Origin of the sequence: Borrelia sp. RT5S (genome assembly GCF_021165755.1) — a bacterium.
Taxonomy (GTDB): domain Bacteria; phylum Spirochaetota; class Spirochaetia; order Borreliales; family Borreliaceae; genus Borrelia.
Window position 1 is genome coordinate 359,589 of sequence record NZ_CP088936.1, and the last position, 19,594, is coordinate 379,182.

Sequence of the window (19,594 nt, forward strand, 5' to 3'; positions counted from 1 at the left end):
ATGCCACCTCTAAACTTTAGAAAGTCCTTTAATATAGGCTGAACTTAAAATTGCCTTCTTTCCACTTCTCAGATTAATCTTCATAAACTGCTCACCGCCCTGGTACCACCTATCCACAATCACCCCTTTTTCTCCATTATAAGTTATATAATCTCCAATATTAAAGCTCTTGTCATTGCTCTTTGAAAAAAAGTACCTAAAATTGTCTCTTAAATATTCTGGAACAAAAATAACATCGTAACAATCCTTGTCAATATCTTGAAAAAAGGCCGAAATAGCAGTACTTCTTGTCATGCCTCCAAAGAATCTCTGTAAACTAAACGTAATAATAAGCTCAAACCTGGCCCTAGTAAGAGCAACATAAAAAAGCCTTCTCTCCTCCTCTAATCTTTCTTCCGTCAATTCTTCAATTTCAGCAGGCAATAACCCCTTCTCCAGCCCAGATATTATTACTCTGTCAAACTCAAGACCCTTAACTCCATGAATCGAAGATAGAAGTACACCAGAATTGAAATCACCATGCATCAAAGGAGAAAGGGATGAATTTTCTAAAAACATTACAAGTCCTTCGAAACTACCTGAATATTCAACCCCACTCCCAATAAGCTCATCAATATTTCTAGATTTCTCATCCTTATCAAATCTTTGATAATAATCCCAAAGTCCGAACTTAATTACAACATCTTTAATAAAAGCAGATAAGTTCACATAAACATTACCCTCAATTCTTTTGACTAATGTATCATAAATGCTTAAAAAAGAAATAAGAGTTTCACTTACCTTTCCCTTAAGAGCTCCAGCAACTCTCCTACTTGCAAGAATTAAATCAAGATCAATACCGCTATCATTTAGCACTCCTACTATTTTATCCGTAGTAGTCTTTCCAATCCCCCTAGCAGGCTTATTGATTACCCTTAAGAAAGACACCTTATCCTTTCTATTTACAAAAAGCCTAAGAAGAGAAATTACATCCTTAACTTCTTCCCTCTCATAAAATCTAATTGACCCTAACACTTTATATGGAATATCCCTCTTTAAGAAAGATTTTTCAAACTGAAAAGATTGATAATTAAATCTGTAAAGAATTGCCGTATCAACTCTTTCCTTAACAAGAAAATTAGAAAAATACTCAGCCTCTTCCGTAGGATTTTGAAATACGAAAAATTTCATCTTCTTGCCTATACTGTTCTTTGTAATTATCACTTTTTCGTATCGATTCTTATTCTTTGCAATAACCTTGTTAGCAACATTAACAATACTTAAGGTAGAGCGATAATTTTGCACCAAATAATACCTAGATACTCCCCTGAATGTCTTTTCAAACTCAAGAATATTCTCAACTCTAGCGCCCCTAAAAGAATATATAGACTGGTCTTCATCCCCCACTACCATAAAATGCATACTTTGCTCGTAAAGCTCTTTTAAAAATAAAAACTGCGCATAATTAGTATCCTGATACTCATCCACAAGGATGGCCCTAAATCTTCTCTGTACCCGTCTCTTTATATCCTCAGAATCCTTTAACATTAAAGCAGGCTTAAGAATAAGATCAGAAAAATCAAAAGCATTATTCCTAGCTTTTTCTTGCTCATAAGTCTTAATATCTTTGTAAATCTTCTCCTCAACACCAAAATAATCATGCATAAATCCACTTTCTTTCTCCTTAAGTATTAAAGACGAAACTTGCTTTGCAAGATCAATGGTAGGTGCAAGTCCAATTTGCTTAACAAACCGAACAACATCACTAGTATCCCAAATTGTAAAATTTGAATCATAATTTTTGTCAAATTCTTTAAAGTAAATTCTTAAAAGCCAAGCACCAAAAGAGTGAAACGTTTGAATATGTAAAGACTTATTAAAATCAAAAAGTTGATTTATTCTTGCATTCATCTCCCTTGCAACTTTATTTGTAAATGTCAAAGCAAGTATTTCATCTGGCCGCAACCCCAGCTCTTTTATCAAATAAGCTATTTTGGCTGTTATAACCCTCGTTTTCCCGCTGCCCGGTCCTGCTAAAACAAGAATAGGACTTCTAGTATTATCTAGAATGATTTCCCTCTGATAAGAATTTAAACTAAGAAGAAACTCTTCTACCCTATCCATCAATAAACTTCAGAAACCTTAAGATCAAATCCCACGGGGGTTTTTAACCAAAAAAATTGAACTGCCATTAGTTCTTTTTCATACCCTTTTAAGATCGAAGTAATATCTTTACCCTGAATAGCAATATTAGTATCAGAAATCCTTGACAAAAACAATATCAATGATTTTTTAAAGCTCAAGTTAAGCATATCATCTCTAACCACAAGTAAAGATTTCCCTGAAAGATTACTCTCATCAGCGTACCTGAGAAATGTATCATTTAAAAAGCGGATCACTAAATTAACATTTACAATATTTTGGGAAGAATACAGAGTAGGATACTCACTAACCACCCTGCTCTTAGGTCCATTGACCTCAAACCCCCAGTCTAGAATTTCAAATCTACTAGAAAGACTGGTTTCAGATACATACTCAACATTTAAAATAAAGGACTCCAAGCTTACATGAGCCTTCCTAACTCTGTCATGAGAATAGTTCTCATAAATCATCCTCACTCTTATATCATCATTAAAATCTATCTCCAGAGATTTACCTAGCCTGAAAATATTGCTCCTATTATCAACCTCATCTGTAATAACCAAATCATCATTATTAAAAGAGACTTTATACTTTGCAACAGTATCTCCGTAAATCAAAGATAAAAAATCACCGTCTGCAAGCGAAGCATTCCAAAAATTTTCTCTATCAAAAAGAATCTCATGAACTGCAGGAGATTTCCTTGCAATATGGTTCGTCCTAAATATTGTTTTTAAATAAGCATTAATTTCACTAAAATTGAAAATAAAAAATATGAGCAAAACAAGGCCAACCAATCCCACCAATATTTTAATCACTGTAGAAGAATCTATGTTAGAAATATCCACACTTTTACTAGAAAGATTGCCTTCACCCGTAAATTTTGAACTAACATTTTTATTTTCAGTTTTAATGCCAATATAACTGTCATTAATCCTTTTTTTATACTCCTTGAAAAGAGATGAAATATACCAAACATCAATATCTAAATATTCACTATATGTCCTTAAAAAGCCCACAGCCAAGACTTCATTTGGAAATAATTCAATATTGGAGTCCTCAAGAGCTTTAAGATACTTAACAGAAATCTTAATCTCATCGGATATAATCTCAAGAGCCAACCCCCTATCGCCCCTAGCTTTTTTTAAAAGATCCCCAAACTTAACAAAATCATTTTCTTCCATAGCCTAACACCTCAAGCTTTCTTAACATCATACAAAAAATTATCTACTTTGTTTGAAGTTTTGGGCGGATCATACTTAAATTTACTCTCGGGGATTCCAACATTAAATTTCACAGCCAAAAGATCAATAACGATTTCTCGTCCACCTCCCGTAGGATAAGCAATAATCCTTCTAATCGCACCACTCTCTGTAAAGGCAATCATAAAAGAATCAATCGTAGCAGCCCCCTTATAAAGGCGCCTTGAAAAAGTCAATTTTATAAAACTCTCCGCGCTCCCTCCAGATTCATCAAGAGGCTCTAAATTGGGAGAATTAGTGTAAGATACACTGTATTCAGCACCCAAAACACTCATAAAACCTCCTCCCGACTTCCCCCTTGTTAATTGTTGCCTAAAAGAAGTCCCAAGAGAGGGAACATAAACTGTTAAAAGCTCTCCATCACTTACAAAAACTTGATTATTCGAATCTAGATTAACAACAAATTTGTCTGGGAACTTATATAACAGAGTACCCGTTTGCTTTAAGCCCTTTATATTAAGATTAATCTTGCCCTGCATATCTTCTACACTTTGATATTTTGAATAAATATTCTCAAAATATTGATTAGCAGACACCTGTGCGAAAGCAACATACGGACACACAACCAGCATTAGCATTATTCTCTTCATTACAAAATCCTCATCACATTAAGCCAAATTTAATAGAAAAATATATTACACAATCCATGCATAACATCCTATAATATAATTTATTAAAACAATAAGTTATTATTCACAAATATAACATTTTGTATGCTAATAATAAACACAATTTAGTAAAAGATTAAAGGGAAGAGGATGTCATTAAACTACAGTGAAATCGATGCACTACTTAAGGAACTTCCTTTAAAAAATTCATTTTTAAGAAAAATAAAGCAACCCAACTACAAAACTCTAATTTTAGAGCTCTACAATAAGGAAATAAATGAAAAAAACTTCAGTATATTAATCTCATTGAATCCAAAAACCACCAGAATACACAGAACAAGTAAAAAATTTGACAACATTAAACCTCCTTTAAGATTTTTTGAATTCTTAAAATCAAAGACTCAAAATGGAAAATTATTTGAGGCTTGCCAGATAAACAATGAAAGAATAATCTCTATTAAAGTGGTAAAAGATGAAATAATAACATTTGTTTTCATAAAATTATGGCCATCCTCTCCTAACATAATCGTGACAGACACAAACTTTAAAATTCTTGATACATTTTACAGAAGGCCAAAATCAAATGAGATTACAGGAGAAATTTTTACAAAAATACAAGAAATTATTGCAAACAATAGTGCGGTTCAAAAAAGAGAGGTCAAACTAAAGGATGGCTATAATAGCCAATTTTCTTACTCTGAATTTATTGAAAACTACTATGATGAAATAGAAACAAAAGAGACTGAAAAATTCGATGCAGAACTACTTAGAAAAAAATATGAGAAAGAAAAAATAAACTTAGAAAAAAGAATACAGTCTTTGGAAACACAAATAAACTCGATTAAAGTAATTGAATCTATAAGAGAAAAAGGCGAAGCAATTCTAGCAAACATTAACAAGATAAAGAAAGGAATGGATAAAATTATTGTCAAAAACATCAATGGGAAAGAAATTACAATCAAGCTGGACAAAAGATTACTACCTAAAGACAATGCCCTTAAATACTTTAAAGAATACAAAAAAAGTAAAAACTCCTCAAACCTCATAGGAGAACAATTAAAAAGTGCAAGAGAACAATATGACGAATTAATATCAAGGAAAACCTGTTTAGATGGAAAAGATTTAGTTTGCTTAGAAAGAAGAATTAAGAAGCAAACCCCCTTAAAAAGGCCTCCCATCGGTGTTCATTTCATTTCTCTCGAATTTGAAATCGTTGTAGGAAGAAATGCAAAAGAAAACGACGATCTCTTAAGGGATTGGGCAAAGGGTAACGACTATTGGTTGCACACAAGAGATTATCCTGGTGCTTATGTTTTTATTAGAAATAAAAAAAACAAAACTCCTCCTCTTGAGGTTTTACTCGCCGCCGGCAATTTATGCGTTTTTTATACGAAAGCTGCAAGAAAATCGGGACAAGCTGACCTTTATTACACTAATGTTAAAAATTTAAGAAGAGTTAAGGGGGAGAAAAAGGGACTTGTGATACCCAATAAAGAGAAAAATTTAAGCATTAAACTAGATCTTGGAATACTCAATAAACTTAAAAATAAAAATTGAGGCTGTTTTATTTCAAATTAAATTTAAAATAAAACAGCAAGTGATTGAAAATCTTGTCATTGAATCTTAAAAAGCATAGAATTTGAATAGTGGAGGGACAACCAAATGATAAAAAAATTAACAAAAATAGTAGCAACAATATCTGACCTTAGATGCGACCCAACGCACATAAGAGATTTATATGAGGCAGGTGTTAATGTAATAAGACTTAATACCGCTCATCAATCTCATGAAGATGCTCTGAAAGTCATTAACAATGTCAGACAAGTTTCAAATAAAATAGCACTAATGATTGACACAAAAGGGCCAGAAGTTAGAACGGCAAACATTGAAACCCCTATTTCCGTTAAAATGGGAGACAAGATAATAATTTCAACATTGCCTTTTAACAGTCCTAACTCATTTCAAACTAATTACGACAACTTTGTTAATGAAGTTCCAAATGGCTCTAGGGTTCTTATCGATGACGGAGAGCTTGAAATGATTGTCATTGAAAAACTAGCAGACAGATTGATTTGCGAGGTTAAAAACGACGGACAAATTAAAAATAAAAAATCAATCAATACGCCAGGGGTTCCACTTAAGCTACAATCTGTAACTGAAAAGGATAAGGGTTTTATTGAGCTTGCAGCAAAACACAATATTGATTTTATTGCTCATTCATTTGTAAGGCATGAAAAGGATATTCAAGACGTTAAGGATATATTAAATACCGCTGGAAACCCTGATGTAAAAATTATTTCCAAGGTTGAAAATCAAGAAGGGATTGACAATATTGAAGAAATTGTAAAAGCTTCCTATGGAATCATGGTAGCAAGGGGAGACATGGGAGTTGAAATACCTGCTGAAGATGTTCCCTTGGCACAAATTAAAATAACTCAAACTTGCATTAAGTATGGAGTACCCGTGATTACTGCAACACAAATGCTTCACTCAATGATTGAAAATCCAAGACCCACAAGAGCTGAGGTTTCTGATGTTGCTAATGCTATTTTAAACGGAACGGATGCTATCATGTTGTCTGGTGAAACAGCTTACGGGAAATATCCAGTTGAGGCTGTTAAGATGATGACTAGAGTCGCTAGAGAGGTTGAAAAACATAGAGAAAAAACATTATTTAGGGATGAAATCTTCTGTAGCAAAAGAATCATTAGAAATTACATTATTAAATGTGCAATTGACTCAACAAAGATAATGCCCGTAAAAGCTATTATCGTTGACTCATTAAAGGGCAGAACTGCAAGAGTAATGGCTACATATAGAGCAAGTGTTCCTTTGTTTATTACAACAAGCAATGAAAGGATTGCAAGAGAGCTCTCCCTTTCTTACGGAGTTTATTCCAATCTTGTTGATAATAGCTTTAGAAGAACAACTGAGTTTGTAGTAACTTCTCTTGAGCTACTAAAAACACAAGGAATAGTTGAGGACTCAGACACTGTGGTTATTATATCCGGAAACCCAAACAGAGATGCTAGCAAAGGTACGGAATTTATGGAAATAAATACAGTAGAAGACGCGATTAAGGGACGAAACATATAAACAAAATAAGAGACAGTTTAGTTAATAACATTTTTTACTCAAACAACAGGTTCAGCCCAGATTCACTAAACTTACACAAAAGAAAAACTCATAAAGCACTTCTGGTTAGTTATGGAGGTTATGAGTTTTTCTTAAGAAATGACCACTTGTTCCTGAAAATAATAGCCAAGAATACAAGAAATGTTTTTATATTCTCACAAACAAAAGAAAATGCAAAGATCAACATTTCAACTCACAAGGCTTGGAATATATTCAACTCAAAAATCGAAGTAAATATGGATATAATGAAACCGATTCAAAACCTTGAATTTACAAATACCGAGGACAAAATAATAGAAAACGACCATAAAATTGAAATCGTGTTAAACTTTATCAAAGATATAACAAAAGAAATAAAGATCATTCCCATTATGCTGGGCAAACTTAGCTACAAGGCCCTGAAAGCATTCTGTGAATTTTTAAGTGTATTTACAAAGGAAGAAGAAAATTCTTTCATTTTTCTTTCCTACTTTACTTCACATTCCACAAACCAGAACAAGGCCATTAAGCTCGCATCAACACTAAAAGAGCTCCTACTTGCAAATAATCCAAATTCTTCTCTTATCCTAGAACACTACAACGCACACAAAATACTACCCGAAAACATAAACGCGATCATGATAGCCTACGAGCTTTTCCAAAAATTTGAGTTCACACAAAGAGAACTCGTCCGCGTCGGCAATGAACATTTAATAATAGAAAACATACTAATAAACTAAAAATCCTAAACAAAGTCTCTCAGTTTTTTACAATTTTTCTTCAAAAAAACATCAAGGCCAACCTTTGAGATACTTCTTAAAGCATCAGCAGAAACTCTAATACTAACTCTTCTTCCCAACTCAGGAACAAAAAACTTCTTGTTAATTAAGTTCACCTTAAAAGTTCTTCTAGTCTTAACACCAATATGCTGGCCAGCCCCTCCCTTTCTCTTAGCAAGCCCCTTCCTCGGTACGTTATTCCCAAACAAAGTACCCTTTCCTGTTATCTCACACTCTCTGCCCATCCAAAACTCCTAAACTGCTTGTTTCTTTTCTAAATACAAATTCATTAATTTTAAAAATAAACCCAAACTACCCATTATATTCTTAATTATACTACCAAAGTTTAAATTATTTCCATACGTTTTTATAAGATCAACATCAAGCTCCTTCCAGTTGTAAATCAACTCTCTTTCCGAAGAAGGTTTAACATAATCTTCTAAACAATCCCTCAACCTATGTTCCATAGAATAAATTACTGAATAATACTCATTTAATAACACAAAAGCCTTCTTATTAATATCTGCAACTATACTTATTAACAACTTTTCCGATGATTTATCTCCAACAGAGGCTCTGTGTAATAGAGCCTTGATTCTATTACCATAGTTGCCTTGCTCACCAAGATTGTTATCAAAATCAATAAGACTTGAATAAGTATTAATTAAAGAATGCATATCATTAGACATATTCCTTGAAATCTCCATATCTTTCCACTGCCCCTTAATGATAAGAATATTAACGATATCATTGAGCTCTTTTTTAACAAAATTGATCACATAAGTCTTCAAATAGCCCAACAACTCATAATAAACATATCCGGGAGTGCTCAAAATTTTGGATGTGATCTTAGTATTCATCTTTTCATTGTAATTATCTAAATGCAAAATTGTACCCGCAGGAAACAATTTTTCAGCCAAAATTCTAGATTTACTGTTCTTTTGCAAAACCTTAATTTTTTCTATTTCATTTGCAACATGTTTTGAAAGATCATTGAAAAATGCCTTAGCCATGGGCCTTGGTTTCTTTCCATTAGATATAGGAAAATAGTCAGGATCCCCACTAACATACCTTACAAGATACAAAATTTCCTTATTCTTGTTTATTTCAATAATTGAAGATATTGTCTTAAGCCACACGTTTGGTTTAAGAGGGAAATTTTCCTTATCTCCATATACCCCTGAAAGAATATCGTACAGATTCTTCCATACAGAGGAATCTACAATGGAATACATGATCTCTAAAAAATCTTTAATCTCATCAAGAATCAAACCACAGCCAACCGCATTAAATCTAGGCCTATAAACAAAATCGTCCTCTGGAAACAAACTATCAAAATTTTTAATAATTGAATGATACGGGTATAAAACTAAATCAAAAAAGACATACAAAGCTCCACAAGTCTCATCTATTAATCTAATTTGCTCATGCGTTACGTTCTTAAATAGATACTCTAAACTATTATTCAAATTTTTAGGCACATCAGCCGTAAAATTGGTCATATCGCCTGCAGAAAAAGAGTAAATATAATCCAAAGCCTTCCTCTGGCTTTCAACCAGATAACGTTCAACAACGAAATGAATTATTTTGTTTGAATTTCGATACCTTTGTACAAAAAGCTTTAAAGGAGCAAATGTCCTGTAAAGATTATAAATAAATTTAGCAAACTGAGGCAAGGCTTGTATTTTTGAAGCATTAAAAAAATTGCCCACCTTATCCAGATTACTCTTCAACTCTCTAATCCTTTTATGCCTCAACTGTTCAGGAGTGAGCTCCTTATTAAAAATAGAAAACAAAAAATCAAACAAACCCAAACTTACCAATCTCCCCGATAAAACTGGACACAGAACCAAACGTTCTTTTAACCACCAATGCTATCAAAATTATACATAATTTATTGTAAAATAAAAGGAGATATAGTTAAATAATTTTTATGTACATAAAGCCCCCAATTTTAATCGTAGCTTTTGCTTTAATGCTTAGCTGTTCAACAAACGGTAGTGTAGTCCTGATAACCGACAGCAAAATTGTTCCGTTTTATGTATCCCAATTCAATATAGAAAATAAAGCAAATCTTATCGTTAAATACAGGGAATACATTAATACGCAAATAATTAACAAAGAAAATGCTCAAATAGTCATATCAAAAACCATAGATAATGTCGACATAATTAAAAATTTTAAAAACATCCAAAAATATTATTACCCAGATTATCCAGTGCTAAATAAGATATCTGAGAAGTTCACCCATAGAATTATTCCCTTGGGTTTTAACTTTCCAATCTTGATACATAAAAACGAATACAATATAGGAAAGTACATTGATGCACAGAAGATTAAAACAATGTACAAACTCTTTCAAAGGGAAAAAAAATTCTTCATTTCTCCTTACATTTCTGAAAATCTTTTCTACATAATATCTAGGATAAACAAAGTAAATTTTAACTTCCTAAATAAGAATCCGAAATATGATGAGAAAAAAATGCTAAACATAACGGAATATTTTAAATCATTTCTGGATGTAAATGAACTTAAATTTCAAAAAAAATTTGCAGAGAAATACCAATATCTGAAATTAGAAAATATACTACTTGAAAAGAATACACTTTTAATAGCAGGCCTAACTGATTTATCGTATTACAAAGGATTAAATAAAGACATCAGAAACAAAATTAATTTTTCATACTTAACAGACCAAAATAAAAAATTAATGATATCCAATATAAGCTTTATGGGGGTTCAGGAGTTATCACAAGCTACAGAAAGATTTGTAATCTGGATACTAGATAAAGAAAGACAAAAAAAACTAATTGAACTTAAGGATAGGAATAAATTTAATGAATATTTCGGCTTTGTGGATGGATTTACACCTTATAAAAGCTTAAATTTGCAACTAAATTTCAAAAAAGAAAATCCTCATCCTATTTTTGACGAAAACTACATAGATCAAACCTTATATATACCCAACAAAAAACAGACAGAAAAGGAAACCCAAGTAGTCAATGAATTATTCTTATCATCAATAACTAAAAACCCAAATTAGAAATTACGATTCCCTATAGTTAAATCGTATTAAATAAGATGTAAAAATTAATAGGAGAAAAAGAACAAGAATAAAGGGCACGTAAATGTTAGCAAATACTTGGATAAAGACGGCTATTAAAATAAATAACAAATAATTTACAAAGATTGAAACCATAACTGAAAACACAGATATCATTAAGCATACTAAAGATATTACAAACTTCGAGCCTACCTTAAAATTTACCCTAGAAGACACAACAATAAATAGTGTCCCCCATAAAACCAATAAAACAGGGTTTACTAATAACAAAAGACTGAAAGAAAAAACACTTGCCAATCTTAAATTAAGCATTTCAACTTGATTAAAAGCGCTTAAAAGCCCCTGGACAGTCAAAAACATATTACTACTAGAATTCGAGAACAAATGTAAATTATTAACATCTTTAGTGATGCTAATAATACCAGGGCCGATTAAGTCAAAGTCCCCAGATGACACAATAACTCTAGTAGCAGTAACATTACTGTACTCATTATCTTTATCCAATACGTTTTGATAAACCTCATTGCCTCGAAGAGTAGCAAATGGAACTTTAATGTGCAATACAACATCACCCGATCTGTTAAATCTAATAAGCTCAAAATTCTTAACCATTTTTACATAAGAGATTTCATTCACAATCTTTTGCATATAAATATAATCATAGGTTTGACTCCCAAAGTGAGACTGAAACAACAACACATCATTTATCCCGTGATGTTCATAATATTTTTCAATCTCATCGAAGAAAAGGTACTCATTTCTAAGCTTTTCTAAAGATTTATTCTTATACCCTAAAATTTCGTTATCATTCGGGAATAACTTATGCAGCCTCAAGAACCCATAATAGGCAGCTCTGAATTTTTCTGTGTTAAAATACAAAAAATTTTTCTGTTTCTCTTCCAAAATTAAGTGTCCCTTTTCGCTCTCAATATTTTTACTCTCATTAATAGCCTTAAAAGTTAAATCTAGAAGAGCGGAAAGATCATCATCCCCAGTAGAAGCAAACCCTATATAAGCAAAATAATTAGCCGTAGGATAATCACCCTTACTAATAAGTTCATTAACAATATCCTGAAAATCTTCTTTTGCAAGTCTCCTAATCGGATATGTCTTAATAGTTTTTTTAATTTTTTCCAGATCAATATCATAAGTAGGCATTCTACTATACTCCGATTTCACTAAATAATAATTAGTAGAAAGTTCATCATTATCAAAATCAATAAGTCTCATTTTGTTATAAATTCTGATTAAATCCTCAAGATATCCTTTTTTCCTCTTCATGGCATCTATTAAATCATTTGCATCTAAAACCTTGCTTGATGATAAATTTATATCTATACTCTTCACCTTGTTTGCTATCTCAGCTGCCTGGTTTTCCAAAAGATTGTACCTTTCATAACTGTATCTATATTCACCTATTTGAGTAATAGCATAAGGTAGAATAAGGTTAAAAATAAGCGAAACAACAACCCCTATTATGAAAAACAGAAGTATAAATGGATAAAATCTTTTAAGGAAATACCCCCTATCCTCTTTCAAATAACTCCTTATCTCATAATTGCTTAAAAAAATAAAGTAAACACAAACAAAAAAAATAAAAAAACCATTAAAATAACGATGAACACTCAAAACAGTATCGAAAAATGTGGCTGCTAATTCATGCTTCTCTAAATAATCTGGCCCCAAAAAGTACGAGTAACAAAAAATTAAACAAATAAACAAAAACAGATAAATAACAAAATTGCTTACAAAAGCATACAATTCTCTTTTCATAAACTCTACAAATTACTATCAAATCCTTCACTATCCTTAATACAATCGAAAATAAACCCAAATAGATAAACAGAAAAGAAGGTCAGAATGCAAAAAACAAAAGTAACATAATCAGATACTACACTCCTTCCCATAATCGAATCAAAATTCTTGGGAAACTCAACCGAATAAAGACTATAAACTTTAAAAAACAACATAACAAAGATAGGATAAAGAAACAGAGAAAAACTGGTTGAAAATATAAGGTTGAAAATATAAGAAAATGAAAATAAAAGCAAAACAAATCCAAATATGTTAAACACGAAAGCAATATGCCCTGAAGATAGAAAAAAATCATTTAAAGTTTCTAAATCATTAAAAACATAGCTAAGCAGCTCACTATATGTTCTTTTCAGCAAAAATGTATCTTTTTCAGAATAAATAATATCGGTTCTAGGAAAGTCAGGGCTATATGAAAATCCATTAAAACCCTCACCGCCATCTTCTTTATGCTCTACCTTTAAAAATCCCTTAAAGCCAAACGATTTAGCATCTTTACTGTATAAAACCAACTTATCATCAAAAAAATGCACTATCCCATCCCTAATAATCCTGTCGCTCTTCTGATTAAGTTCTACTAGTGTAGTATGAAAGTTATAAGATGCCTGAAATCCAAAATAAGACAACGCCAGTATGAAAACAAAAGTGAATAAACGCAAATTCCTAGATATCCTTAAAATATCTACACTGAAGGGATAAGAAATTCTCATAAAAGTAACAACTAAAGCCAAAGGAAAAGCATAAAGATAAGCATCATGATAAAGTTCGTAACTAAAAATAGAAAAATTTACATACAGAAATTTATACTTCAAATAAAAGGTACAAAGAAAGACAAAAGACAAGAAAAAAAATACGAACACAAACCTACAAGACAACAAAGAAACAAATCTTAAAACACCAAACATAACAAATCCCTAATCGAAAATAAACGTTTTAAGACTTTTCAATAGACAAAACATCTTTAATTTTCTGCTTAGCTTCTTCAAAACTAATTTGTAAGGCCAAACTAATCTCATGCTCCAAAATTAACTCAAAATCATTTAAAATTCTCTTCTCATAGAAAGGCAACTCTTTCTGAATAGACTTTGTATACAAGAATTTGTACAACCTAGCAGTATTTAATATATCACTTTGCTTATAAAAATCATGACTACCATCTTTTATTTTCTTTTGATCTATCTGCCCTTCAAAATCCTTTATAACACTAAAGACTTCCTCTATTTTTTCCCGGCTAACCAAAGCCCTAATCCCAAGATCACTAGCCCTAGAGACCGGAACCATAAAGGTCATCTCATTGAATGGGAAGTATATCTCATAGTAATCAATGAATTCACCATTAAACTCCTTATTTTGAATATTCTTTATCTTACCAACTCCTTGCATCGGATAAACGATAGCCTGGTCTAATACAAAAGACACTCTTTCCCTCGCACAATAAAATTTCACTAATGTTTAAATCAAAAGAAATCATAATTACAAAAATACGCTCAGATTGGTCCGAATGCCAAACTTATTGACATGAAACAAACCCTCAAGATAATCATCACCACAAAAACTTATTATTACGCTAGGAGTAAGCTTGTTAATATTTGCAAAAAACATCTCCTTATTCCTCTTAACAGCCTTCAAATCATAGTAACCGATAAAATTAATCTCCCTATGCGACTCTTTTAGCCTCAAAAAATTTCTCTTAGAAACCATCTTGTCCTCATCGATAATATAGCATGTTTTGTATGTATTTGCTAGTATATTCATCAAGACAAGTAAAATTGAATTTGAATCATAACAACCAATATCAACCTTTTTAAAAAACTTACAAAGAATTCTCAGCAACCTAGAATTTGAGAAAACAAGCGAAGAAGCCTTAACAAGATTTCTAAATTTTTTAAAGATCAAAAATTTCAACAAGGACTTAAAATCAACAAAAATCACCATTGAATGATATGGATGAGATAAAAGGTACTCAAATCGACTCGATAATTTCTCCCCAGTCCTAAATACATCTATAGGAACTCCACAAAAATAAACCCTGTCCGGTTTTGAATATATATCTTTTAGATTAGCCACCATTACCCTCTAATAACAATTTAAAACAAATAAGTGAATAAACAATAGCTGTATCTGATCTTAAAATTGGAGTATTAAACCTTACAAATTTAAAATCCAAATCCTTAAACAAATTAATTTCTGCCGTTGAAAAACAACCCTCAGGTCCTATCAAAATCCCAATTTTATTCGCAGTACCTAATCCATCCCCACAGCTTAATACAACACCTCCTCGGTAAGCAACGTAATAATCAACAGCAGATGAATAAGGAATGCTAAAAAAATTTTTATAAAAATTAATAGTAGGAACATGTACGTTACCACTCTGTTTTAAAGCCTCATCAACTATTCTTGAAAACCTTGAACTTTTAAACTTTAAATCATCAACATCTATTCTAGAAACGGAATTATCGGCATTAACAATATTGATCTGATCTACTCCAATCTCAACAACCTGCCTTAAACACAAATCCAATTTCCTACTCTTAAGATTAGATATAAACATACTTATTTGGAAATCTCTCCTCTCTACCTTCTCTACTTTAAGAGTAGAAAGCCTAATAATCCTATTATCTATGCTTAAAATCTTAGCGCGCCTTACACCTTCTCCCTTCAGTAAAACATTCAACGTATCCCCTATCTTAACCCGTCTTACATCAACGAGATGATGATAAACTTTTATATCGTTGATGACGATATCATTTCCAGATAAACAGTCACCACTTAAGACTATTTGTTTCACAAATTAATTTTTAGTTTCCTTTGTAAGATACTCATAAGAAGCTCTTAACGCCCTATCATAATGTAGATTATAGACTAGTGCTTCCCGATTTGTGTCTTGATAAAACCTATTAAGCACATACTGACCTAGGAAATCCTTATCCATATTATAATTCTTATGTTGTTTAACAAGATTATCAATAAAATTATCTATTTCAGTTTCGGTAACAGTCTTTCTATCCTTCAAAAAGTGCCCTATCAGATCCTTATCAAAAATCTCCTTATACACCGCAACTTCTTCTCCAGAAAAATCCTTCGAAAGGATCTCCAAATCAGGTTTAATTCCAACATTATGAATGCTTTGTCCAGAAGGAGTATAGTACTTCGAGTTAGTAATCTTAAATCCTCCAGTATGGAAAGGAATCACATTCTGTATCACTCCTTTACCATAAGACTTCTCACCTACAACATAAGCTCTCTGATGATCTTTTAAAGCTCCCACTAAAACTTCAGATGCCGATGCTGAATGCTTATCAATCAAAGCAACAATTTTCATGTCCAAAGGCACTAAATACTCAGGGCTAGCCTTATATTCGAAGGGAGCTTTAGCGTCTCTTGCCTTAGTTGAGACAATAATCCCCTCAATCAAAATATCATCGGCTATCTTTATCGCGTCCTTAAGAAAGCCTCCCGTATTAAGCCTTAAGTCTAGTATTAAAGATTTAATATTGTGAGATTTAAGTTTTTCCAAAGCTTTTCTGAAGTAACTGCTAGTATTTGGATTAAAACTTACTATCCTAATATAGCCAACATCTCTACCAATAATATCACTTTTGATAGTCTGTATATCCAATTTCTCCCTTACAAGTTCAAATTCCAATTTTAAATCCTTGCCTCTCAGGATAGAAACCTTAACCTTTGTGCCCTCTTGTCCCCTTAAAAGCTCAACAACTTGTTCCACTGTCATTAAAGAAGCACTCTTACCATCAACTGCCGTAATGTAATCACCCGACCTTATCCCAGCCCTATACGCGGGACCCTCCTCAAAAGGAGTAAGAATCTTGACATATGAAAGACCAGGATCAAGATTATCCCCTCCCTTGGAAGCATCCTTTTTGGTAATAGTAACACCAATACCAACATAATTACCCTCTGTAGTCTTTGATATTTCTTCTAAGTCCTTCCTTGTTAAATATTGAGAATAAGGATCACCCAACGCTTGAAACATACCCTTTAAAGCCCCTTCAAAAACAGCCTCATCATCAACAGGTTCAACATAATTTCTCTTAATAAAATCAAAAGCTTCTGTCATCATATGACCATAACTTGACGCAGATAATTTTCCTCCAGAAGAATCCGATTGTGCAAAGATAGATTCTACAATGACTAAAGAGCTAATACTGAAAGCTAACAAAAAATATACAAACACCAAAAATTTATTTTTCATTCAATTAATTCCTACACAAACAAAACTTGATTTTATCTTCATAATATAATACTTTAAGATTATGTTAAAGACAAATGCTTTGAAAATAAAAATTACAGGCTTCATTGTTGCTCTGCAAGCATTTGAAAGCTTATTAGTACTAGCAGAGCTTTATGGAGTTATCAACAAAATAGTATTTATCAACAACTCCTCTATTAAATTCATGCTGTCCTTCATCATATTCTCCCCAGAGTTATGCCTTGCTTTGATGACAATAAACTACCTGTTGCGTGAAGAATTTAAAATTCTTCACCACTTGATTATTACAACAAAAATTTTTCAAATAGCAATGGGTGTTATGCTGTTTGTGTTGGGCTATAGCCTTCGCTTATACGTATATCAAATATCACTTTTCCATCTCTTAGGAATAATAATAATTTACGCTACATTTAACTCAGTGATTCTAGTTTTAATAAAAGTAAGGAATAGGATAACGGAGTAGGAGCTTGGTTGTTATTCCTGTAGCTAGTGGAAAAGGGGGTGTAGGTAAATCTCTTTTTTCGACTAATGTAGCAATTTGTCTTGCAAATGAAGCAAAAAAGGTGCTGCTTGTTGATCTTGATCTTGGAGGGTCCAATCTGCATTCTATGCTAAATATTGTCCCCAAGAGAAGTATTGGTACTTTTCTTAAGACAAAAATTCCCCTCAAGGACATGATAATCGAATCTGGGATTGCAAATTTGAGTTTTATTGCAGGAGATTCCGACATTCCGGAACTTGCCAACATAGCTAACTTTCAGAAGAGAAGGATAATTAACAACTTAAAATCGCTCACTTATGATTATTTAATCATTGATCTTGGTGCTGGCACAACGTTTAATACGGTAGACTTTTTCTTAATGTCAAATCGTGGGGTCATAGTAACAATTCCAACAGTAACGGCAACAATGAATGCCTATTTATTCTTAAAAAATACAATCTTTAGGCTTATATCAAAAATATTTACAAAGGAAACAGAAGGGTACAAAATAATCTCTGAAGTAAGGAAAGACTCTAATGACTTACAAAAAATATATATTCCCAATTTACTACTCAAAATAGAAAATTATGATCCTGAAAATTACGAAAAGTTTATGTCGATATTCTCACGATTTAGTCCTTTCATAGTTTTTAATATGTTAAATGCACCTGATGACATCAAAAAAACAGAAAAAATATTAAAATCTGCGAAAGATTACCTGAATATAAATTTACAAAGCATAGGTTCGATTTATAAGGATGAAATTATTGACAAAGCACTAAACCATAAAATACCTATAACAGTCTATAAGCCTACCAGTTTAACTTCTAGGAGTATTAAAAAAATAGCAAGTAAATTGATTGAGCTTGAAAGCCTGGTAAATGATGCAGAGCTCTTAAGCGATGAAGATATGTACGAAAGCCATGACTTTGTAATAAAGGAAGCACAAGATGAATACTTGGAAAAGTCTGAATATCTTGAATCATTGCTACTAGACAAAGCAGTAGACAATAACGAAATTATTGATATAATAAAATCCCAACAAAGAGAGATCTCAGCATTGAGAAAACAAAACATGATGTTTAAAAAAAAGCTATTTAAACAGTTAAGAGAAGATTAAGGAGAAAAAATGCCCAATTACATAAATTATCCCAATTGGTTACATCCTGAAATAATTAAAGGCGTTCCGATCACATGGTATAGTCTTTCCTACATCGTAATAATCATGATTTGCTACAAATTTATTTGGTACCAAATAAAAGTCGACGGAATTGACATTAAGAGAAGTGATTATGAAACAATGATGTTCTCTCTCGTTATGGGAGCGATAATCGGAGGCAGGCTGGCGTCTACCTTAATTTATGATAAAAGTGGCATCTACTACACACATCCCTGGTTAATCTTTTTACCATTTGACAAGTACTGGAATTTCACGGGCTTTAGAGGCATGGCAATACACGGAGGATTTCTTGGAGTAATCATTGCACTATTGATAACGATTAATACCAAGCTTAAGAACACAAACGTGAGAAAATACTTTATAAGGATAACAGACTACGGAGCAATAGCCTTTTCCTCAGGATACATACTAGGGCGGCTTGCTAATTTTGCAAATGCAGAGCTTTATGGAAGACCAATGAGAGGAGGAGTAATATTCCCAAACGCAGAGCCCTTCAGCACAAGTTACAAGGGAGTCAAAGAATTTGCAGAATCAGTTGGGCTTGAACTGTCACCCCATGATTTATTTATTAATCTACCAAGGGTTCCATCACAACTCATAGAAGGTTTTTTTGAAGGAACTGTGGGATTTTTATTACTATGGTTTGTTTTCAGAAAAATAAAAAAGTATGACGGATTTATTTTTGGAATATACATCATTATTTATGGTTTCTTTAGATTCTTAATCGAGTACTTAAGGGAACCAGACAAGGAAATAGGGTTTATCTTCACCTACAGAACACCTGAAAGCCTGCTAGACTTCTCTTTATTAAACATATCAATGGGACAAATACTCTCGCTAGTTTTAATATTATCAGGAATAATTTGGCTCTCATGGGCCAAGAGGCGAGCAGAAAAATTAAATAAATAAATTACAAAAACGTAGATTTATAACAAAATCACTATA

General features: G+C 32.2%; 18 protein-coding genes. 7 read left to right on the forward strand and 11 right to left on the reverse strand.

Annotated features, from left to right (window positions below):
- Positions 1-9 precede the first annotated feature (9 nt).
- Genes LSO06_RS01750 through LSO06_RS01760 form a run of 3 tightly spaced genes read right to left on the reverse strand, consistent with a single transcriptional unit; the run spans position 10 to position 3,970 of the window.
- Complete coding sequence (locus LSO06_RS01750) at positions 10-2,103, reverse strand: ATP-dependent helicase (RefSeq protein WP_231760368.1); 2,094 nt, start codon at positions 2,101-2,103, stop codon at positions 10-12.
- Positions 2,103-3,302: a helix-turn-helix domain-containing protein gene (locus tag LSO06_RS01755; protein ID WP_231760369.1), complete on the reverse strand. Its 1,200-nt coding sequence runs from the start codon at positions 3,300-3,302 to the stop codon at positions 2,103-2,105. The genes LSO06_RS01750 and LSO06_RS01755 overlap by 1 nt, the downstream gene beginning before the upstream one ends.
- A gap of 11 nt (positions 3,303-3,313) precedes the next feature.
- Positions 3,314-3,970, reverse strand: coding sequence for a LolA family protein (locus tag LSO06_RS01760; RefSeq protein WP_231760370.1), 657 nt, complete (start codon positions 3,968-3,970; stop codon positions 3,314-3,316).
- Positions 3,971-4,138: 168 nt separating this feature from the next.
- Here LSO06_RS01760 and LSO06_RS01765 point away from each other — a divergent pair, with 168 nt between their 5' ends.
- The 3 genes from LSO06_RS01765 (at position 4,139) to amrB (ending at position 7,842) form a co-directional block, all read left to right on the forward strand.
- Positions 4,139-5,545: an NFACT RNA binding domain-containing protein gene (locus LSO06_RS01765; RefSeq protein ID WP_231760371.1), complete on the forward strand. Its 1,407-nt coding sequence runs from the start codon at positions 4,139-4,141 to the stop codon at positions 5,543-5,545.
- A gap of 105 nt (positions 5,546-5,650) precedes the next feature.
- Positions 5,651-7,084, forward strand: coding sequence for a pyruvate kinase (pyk, locus tag LSO06_RS01770; RefSeq protein WP_231760372.1), 1,434 nt, complete (start codon positions 5,651-5,653; stop codon positions 7,082-7,084).
- A gap of 29 nt (positions 7,085-7,113) precedes the next feature.
- The gene (amrB, locus tag LSO06_RS01775; RefSeq protein ID WP_231760865.1) at positions 7,114-7,842 is read left to right on the forward strand and encodes an AmmeMemoRadiSam system protein B; all 729 of its coding nucleotides are present in this window, start codon (positions 7,114-7,116) and stop codon (positions 7,840-7,842) included.
- 5 nt (positions 7,843-7,847) lie between these two features.
- Here the strand turns inward: amrB and rpmB are convergent, their stop codons facing one another.
- Both rpmB and LSO06_RS01785 read right to left on the reverse strand, forming a co-directional pair.
- Entirely contained in the window at positions 7,848-8,126 is a 279-nt protein-coding gene (gene rpmB, locus LSO06_RS01780; RefSeq protein ID WP_231760373.1) for a 50S ribosomal protein L28, read from the reverse strand.
- Positions 8,127-8,135: 9 nt separating this feature from the next.
- Complete coding sequence (locus tag LSO06_RS01785; protein WP_231760374.1) at positions 8,136-9,704, reverse strand: hypothetical protein; 1,569 nt, start codon at positions 9,702-9,704, stop codon at positions 8,136-8,138.
- Positions 9,705-9,814: 110 nt separating this feature from the next.
- Between LSO06_RS01785 and LSO06_RS01790 the strand changes: the two genes are divergently transcribed.
- Positions 9,815-10,924: a hypothetical protein gene (locus tag LSO06_RS01790; protein WP_231760375.1), complete on the forward strand. Its 1,110-nt coding sequence runs from the start codon at positions 9,815-9,817 to the stop codon at positions 10,922-10,924.
- Between the two features lie 3 nt (positions 10,925-10,927).
- Here LSO06_RS01790 and LSO06_RS01795 read toward each other — a convergent pair whose 3' ends face one another.
- Genes LSO06_RS01795 through LSO06_RS01820 form a run of 6 tightly spaced genes read right to left on the reverse strand, consistent with a single transcriptional unit; the run spans position 10,928 to position 16,970 of the window.
- Positions 10,928-12,718, reverse strand: a complete 1,791-nt coding sequence (locus LSO06_RS01795; protein ID WP_231760376.1) for a hypothetical protein — start codon at positions 12,716-12,718, stop codon at positions 10,928-10,930.
- Between the two features lie 5 nt (positions 12,719-12,723).
- Positions 12,724-13,662 (reverse strand): hypothetical protein, encoded by a 939-nt coding sequence (locus tag LSO06_RS01800; RefSeq protein ID WP_231760377.1) that lies wholly within the window; start codon positions 13,660-13,662, stop codon positions 12,724-12,726.
- Positions 13,663-13,690: 28 nt separating this feature from the next.
- On the reverse strand, positions 13,691-14,176 hold the full coding sequence (locus tag LSO06_RS01805; protein WP_231760378.1) for a CarD family transcriptional regulator: 486 nt from the start codon (positions 14,174-14,176) through the stop codon (positions 13,691-13,693).
- Between the two features lie 54 nt (positions 14,177-14,230).
- Positions 14,231-14,824, reverse strand: coding sequence for a hypothetical protein (locus LSO06_RS01810; RefSeq protein ID WP_231760379.1), 594 nt, complete (start codon positions 14,822-14,824; stop codon positions 14,231-14,233).
- A complete protein-coding gene (locus LSO06_RS01815) occupies positions 14,817-15,545 on the reverse strand; it encodes a 16S rRNA (uracil(1498)-N(3))-methyltransferase (RefSeq protein WP_231760380.1) in 729 nt (242 codons plus the stop codon). The genes LSO06_RS01810 and LSO06_RS01815 overlap by 8 nt, the downstream gene beginning before the upstream one ends.
- Positions 15,546-15,548: 3 nt before the next feature.
- Positions 15,549-16,970 (reverse strand): S41 family peptidase, encoded by a 1,422-nt coding sequence (locus tag LSO06_RS01820; protein WP_231760381.1) that lies wholly within the window; start codon positions 16,968-16,970, stop codon positions 15,549-15,551.
- Positions 16,971-17,031: 61 nt separating this feature from the next.
- Between LSO06_RS01820 and LSO06_RS01825 the strand changes: the two genes are divergently transcribed.
- Genes LSO06_RS01825 through lgt form a run of 3 tightly spaced genes read left to right on the forward strand, consistent with a single transcriptional unit; the run spans position 17,032 to position 19,558 of the window.
- Positions 17,032-17,451, forward strand: a complete 420-nt coding sequence (locus LSO06_RS01825; RefSeq protein ID WP_231760382.1) for a hypothetical protein — start codon at positions 17,032-17,034, stop codon at positions 17,449-17,451.
- A 4-nt stretch (positions 17,452-17,455) separates the two neighbouring features.
- Positions 17,456-18,589 carry a P-loop NTPase gene (locus LSO06_RS01830; RefSeq protein WP_231760383.1) on the forward strand — a complete coding sequence of 378 codons (1,134 nt, stop codon included), beginning with the start codon at positions 17,456-17,458 and terminating at the stop codon, positions 18,587-18,589.
- A 9-nt stretch (positions 18,590-18,598) separates the two neighbouring features.
- A complete protein-coding gene (gene lgt / locus LSO06_RS01835) occupies positions 18,599-19,558 on the forward strand; it encodes a prolipoprotein diacylglyceryl transferase (RefSeq protein ID WP_231760384.1) in 960 nt (319 codons plus the stop codon).
- Positions 19,559-19,594: the final 36 nt, after the last annotated feature.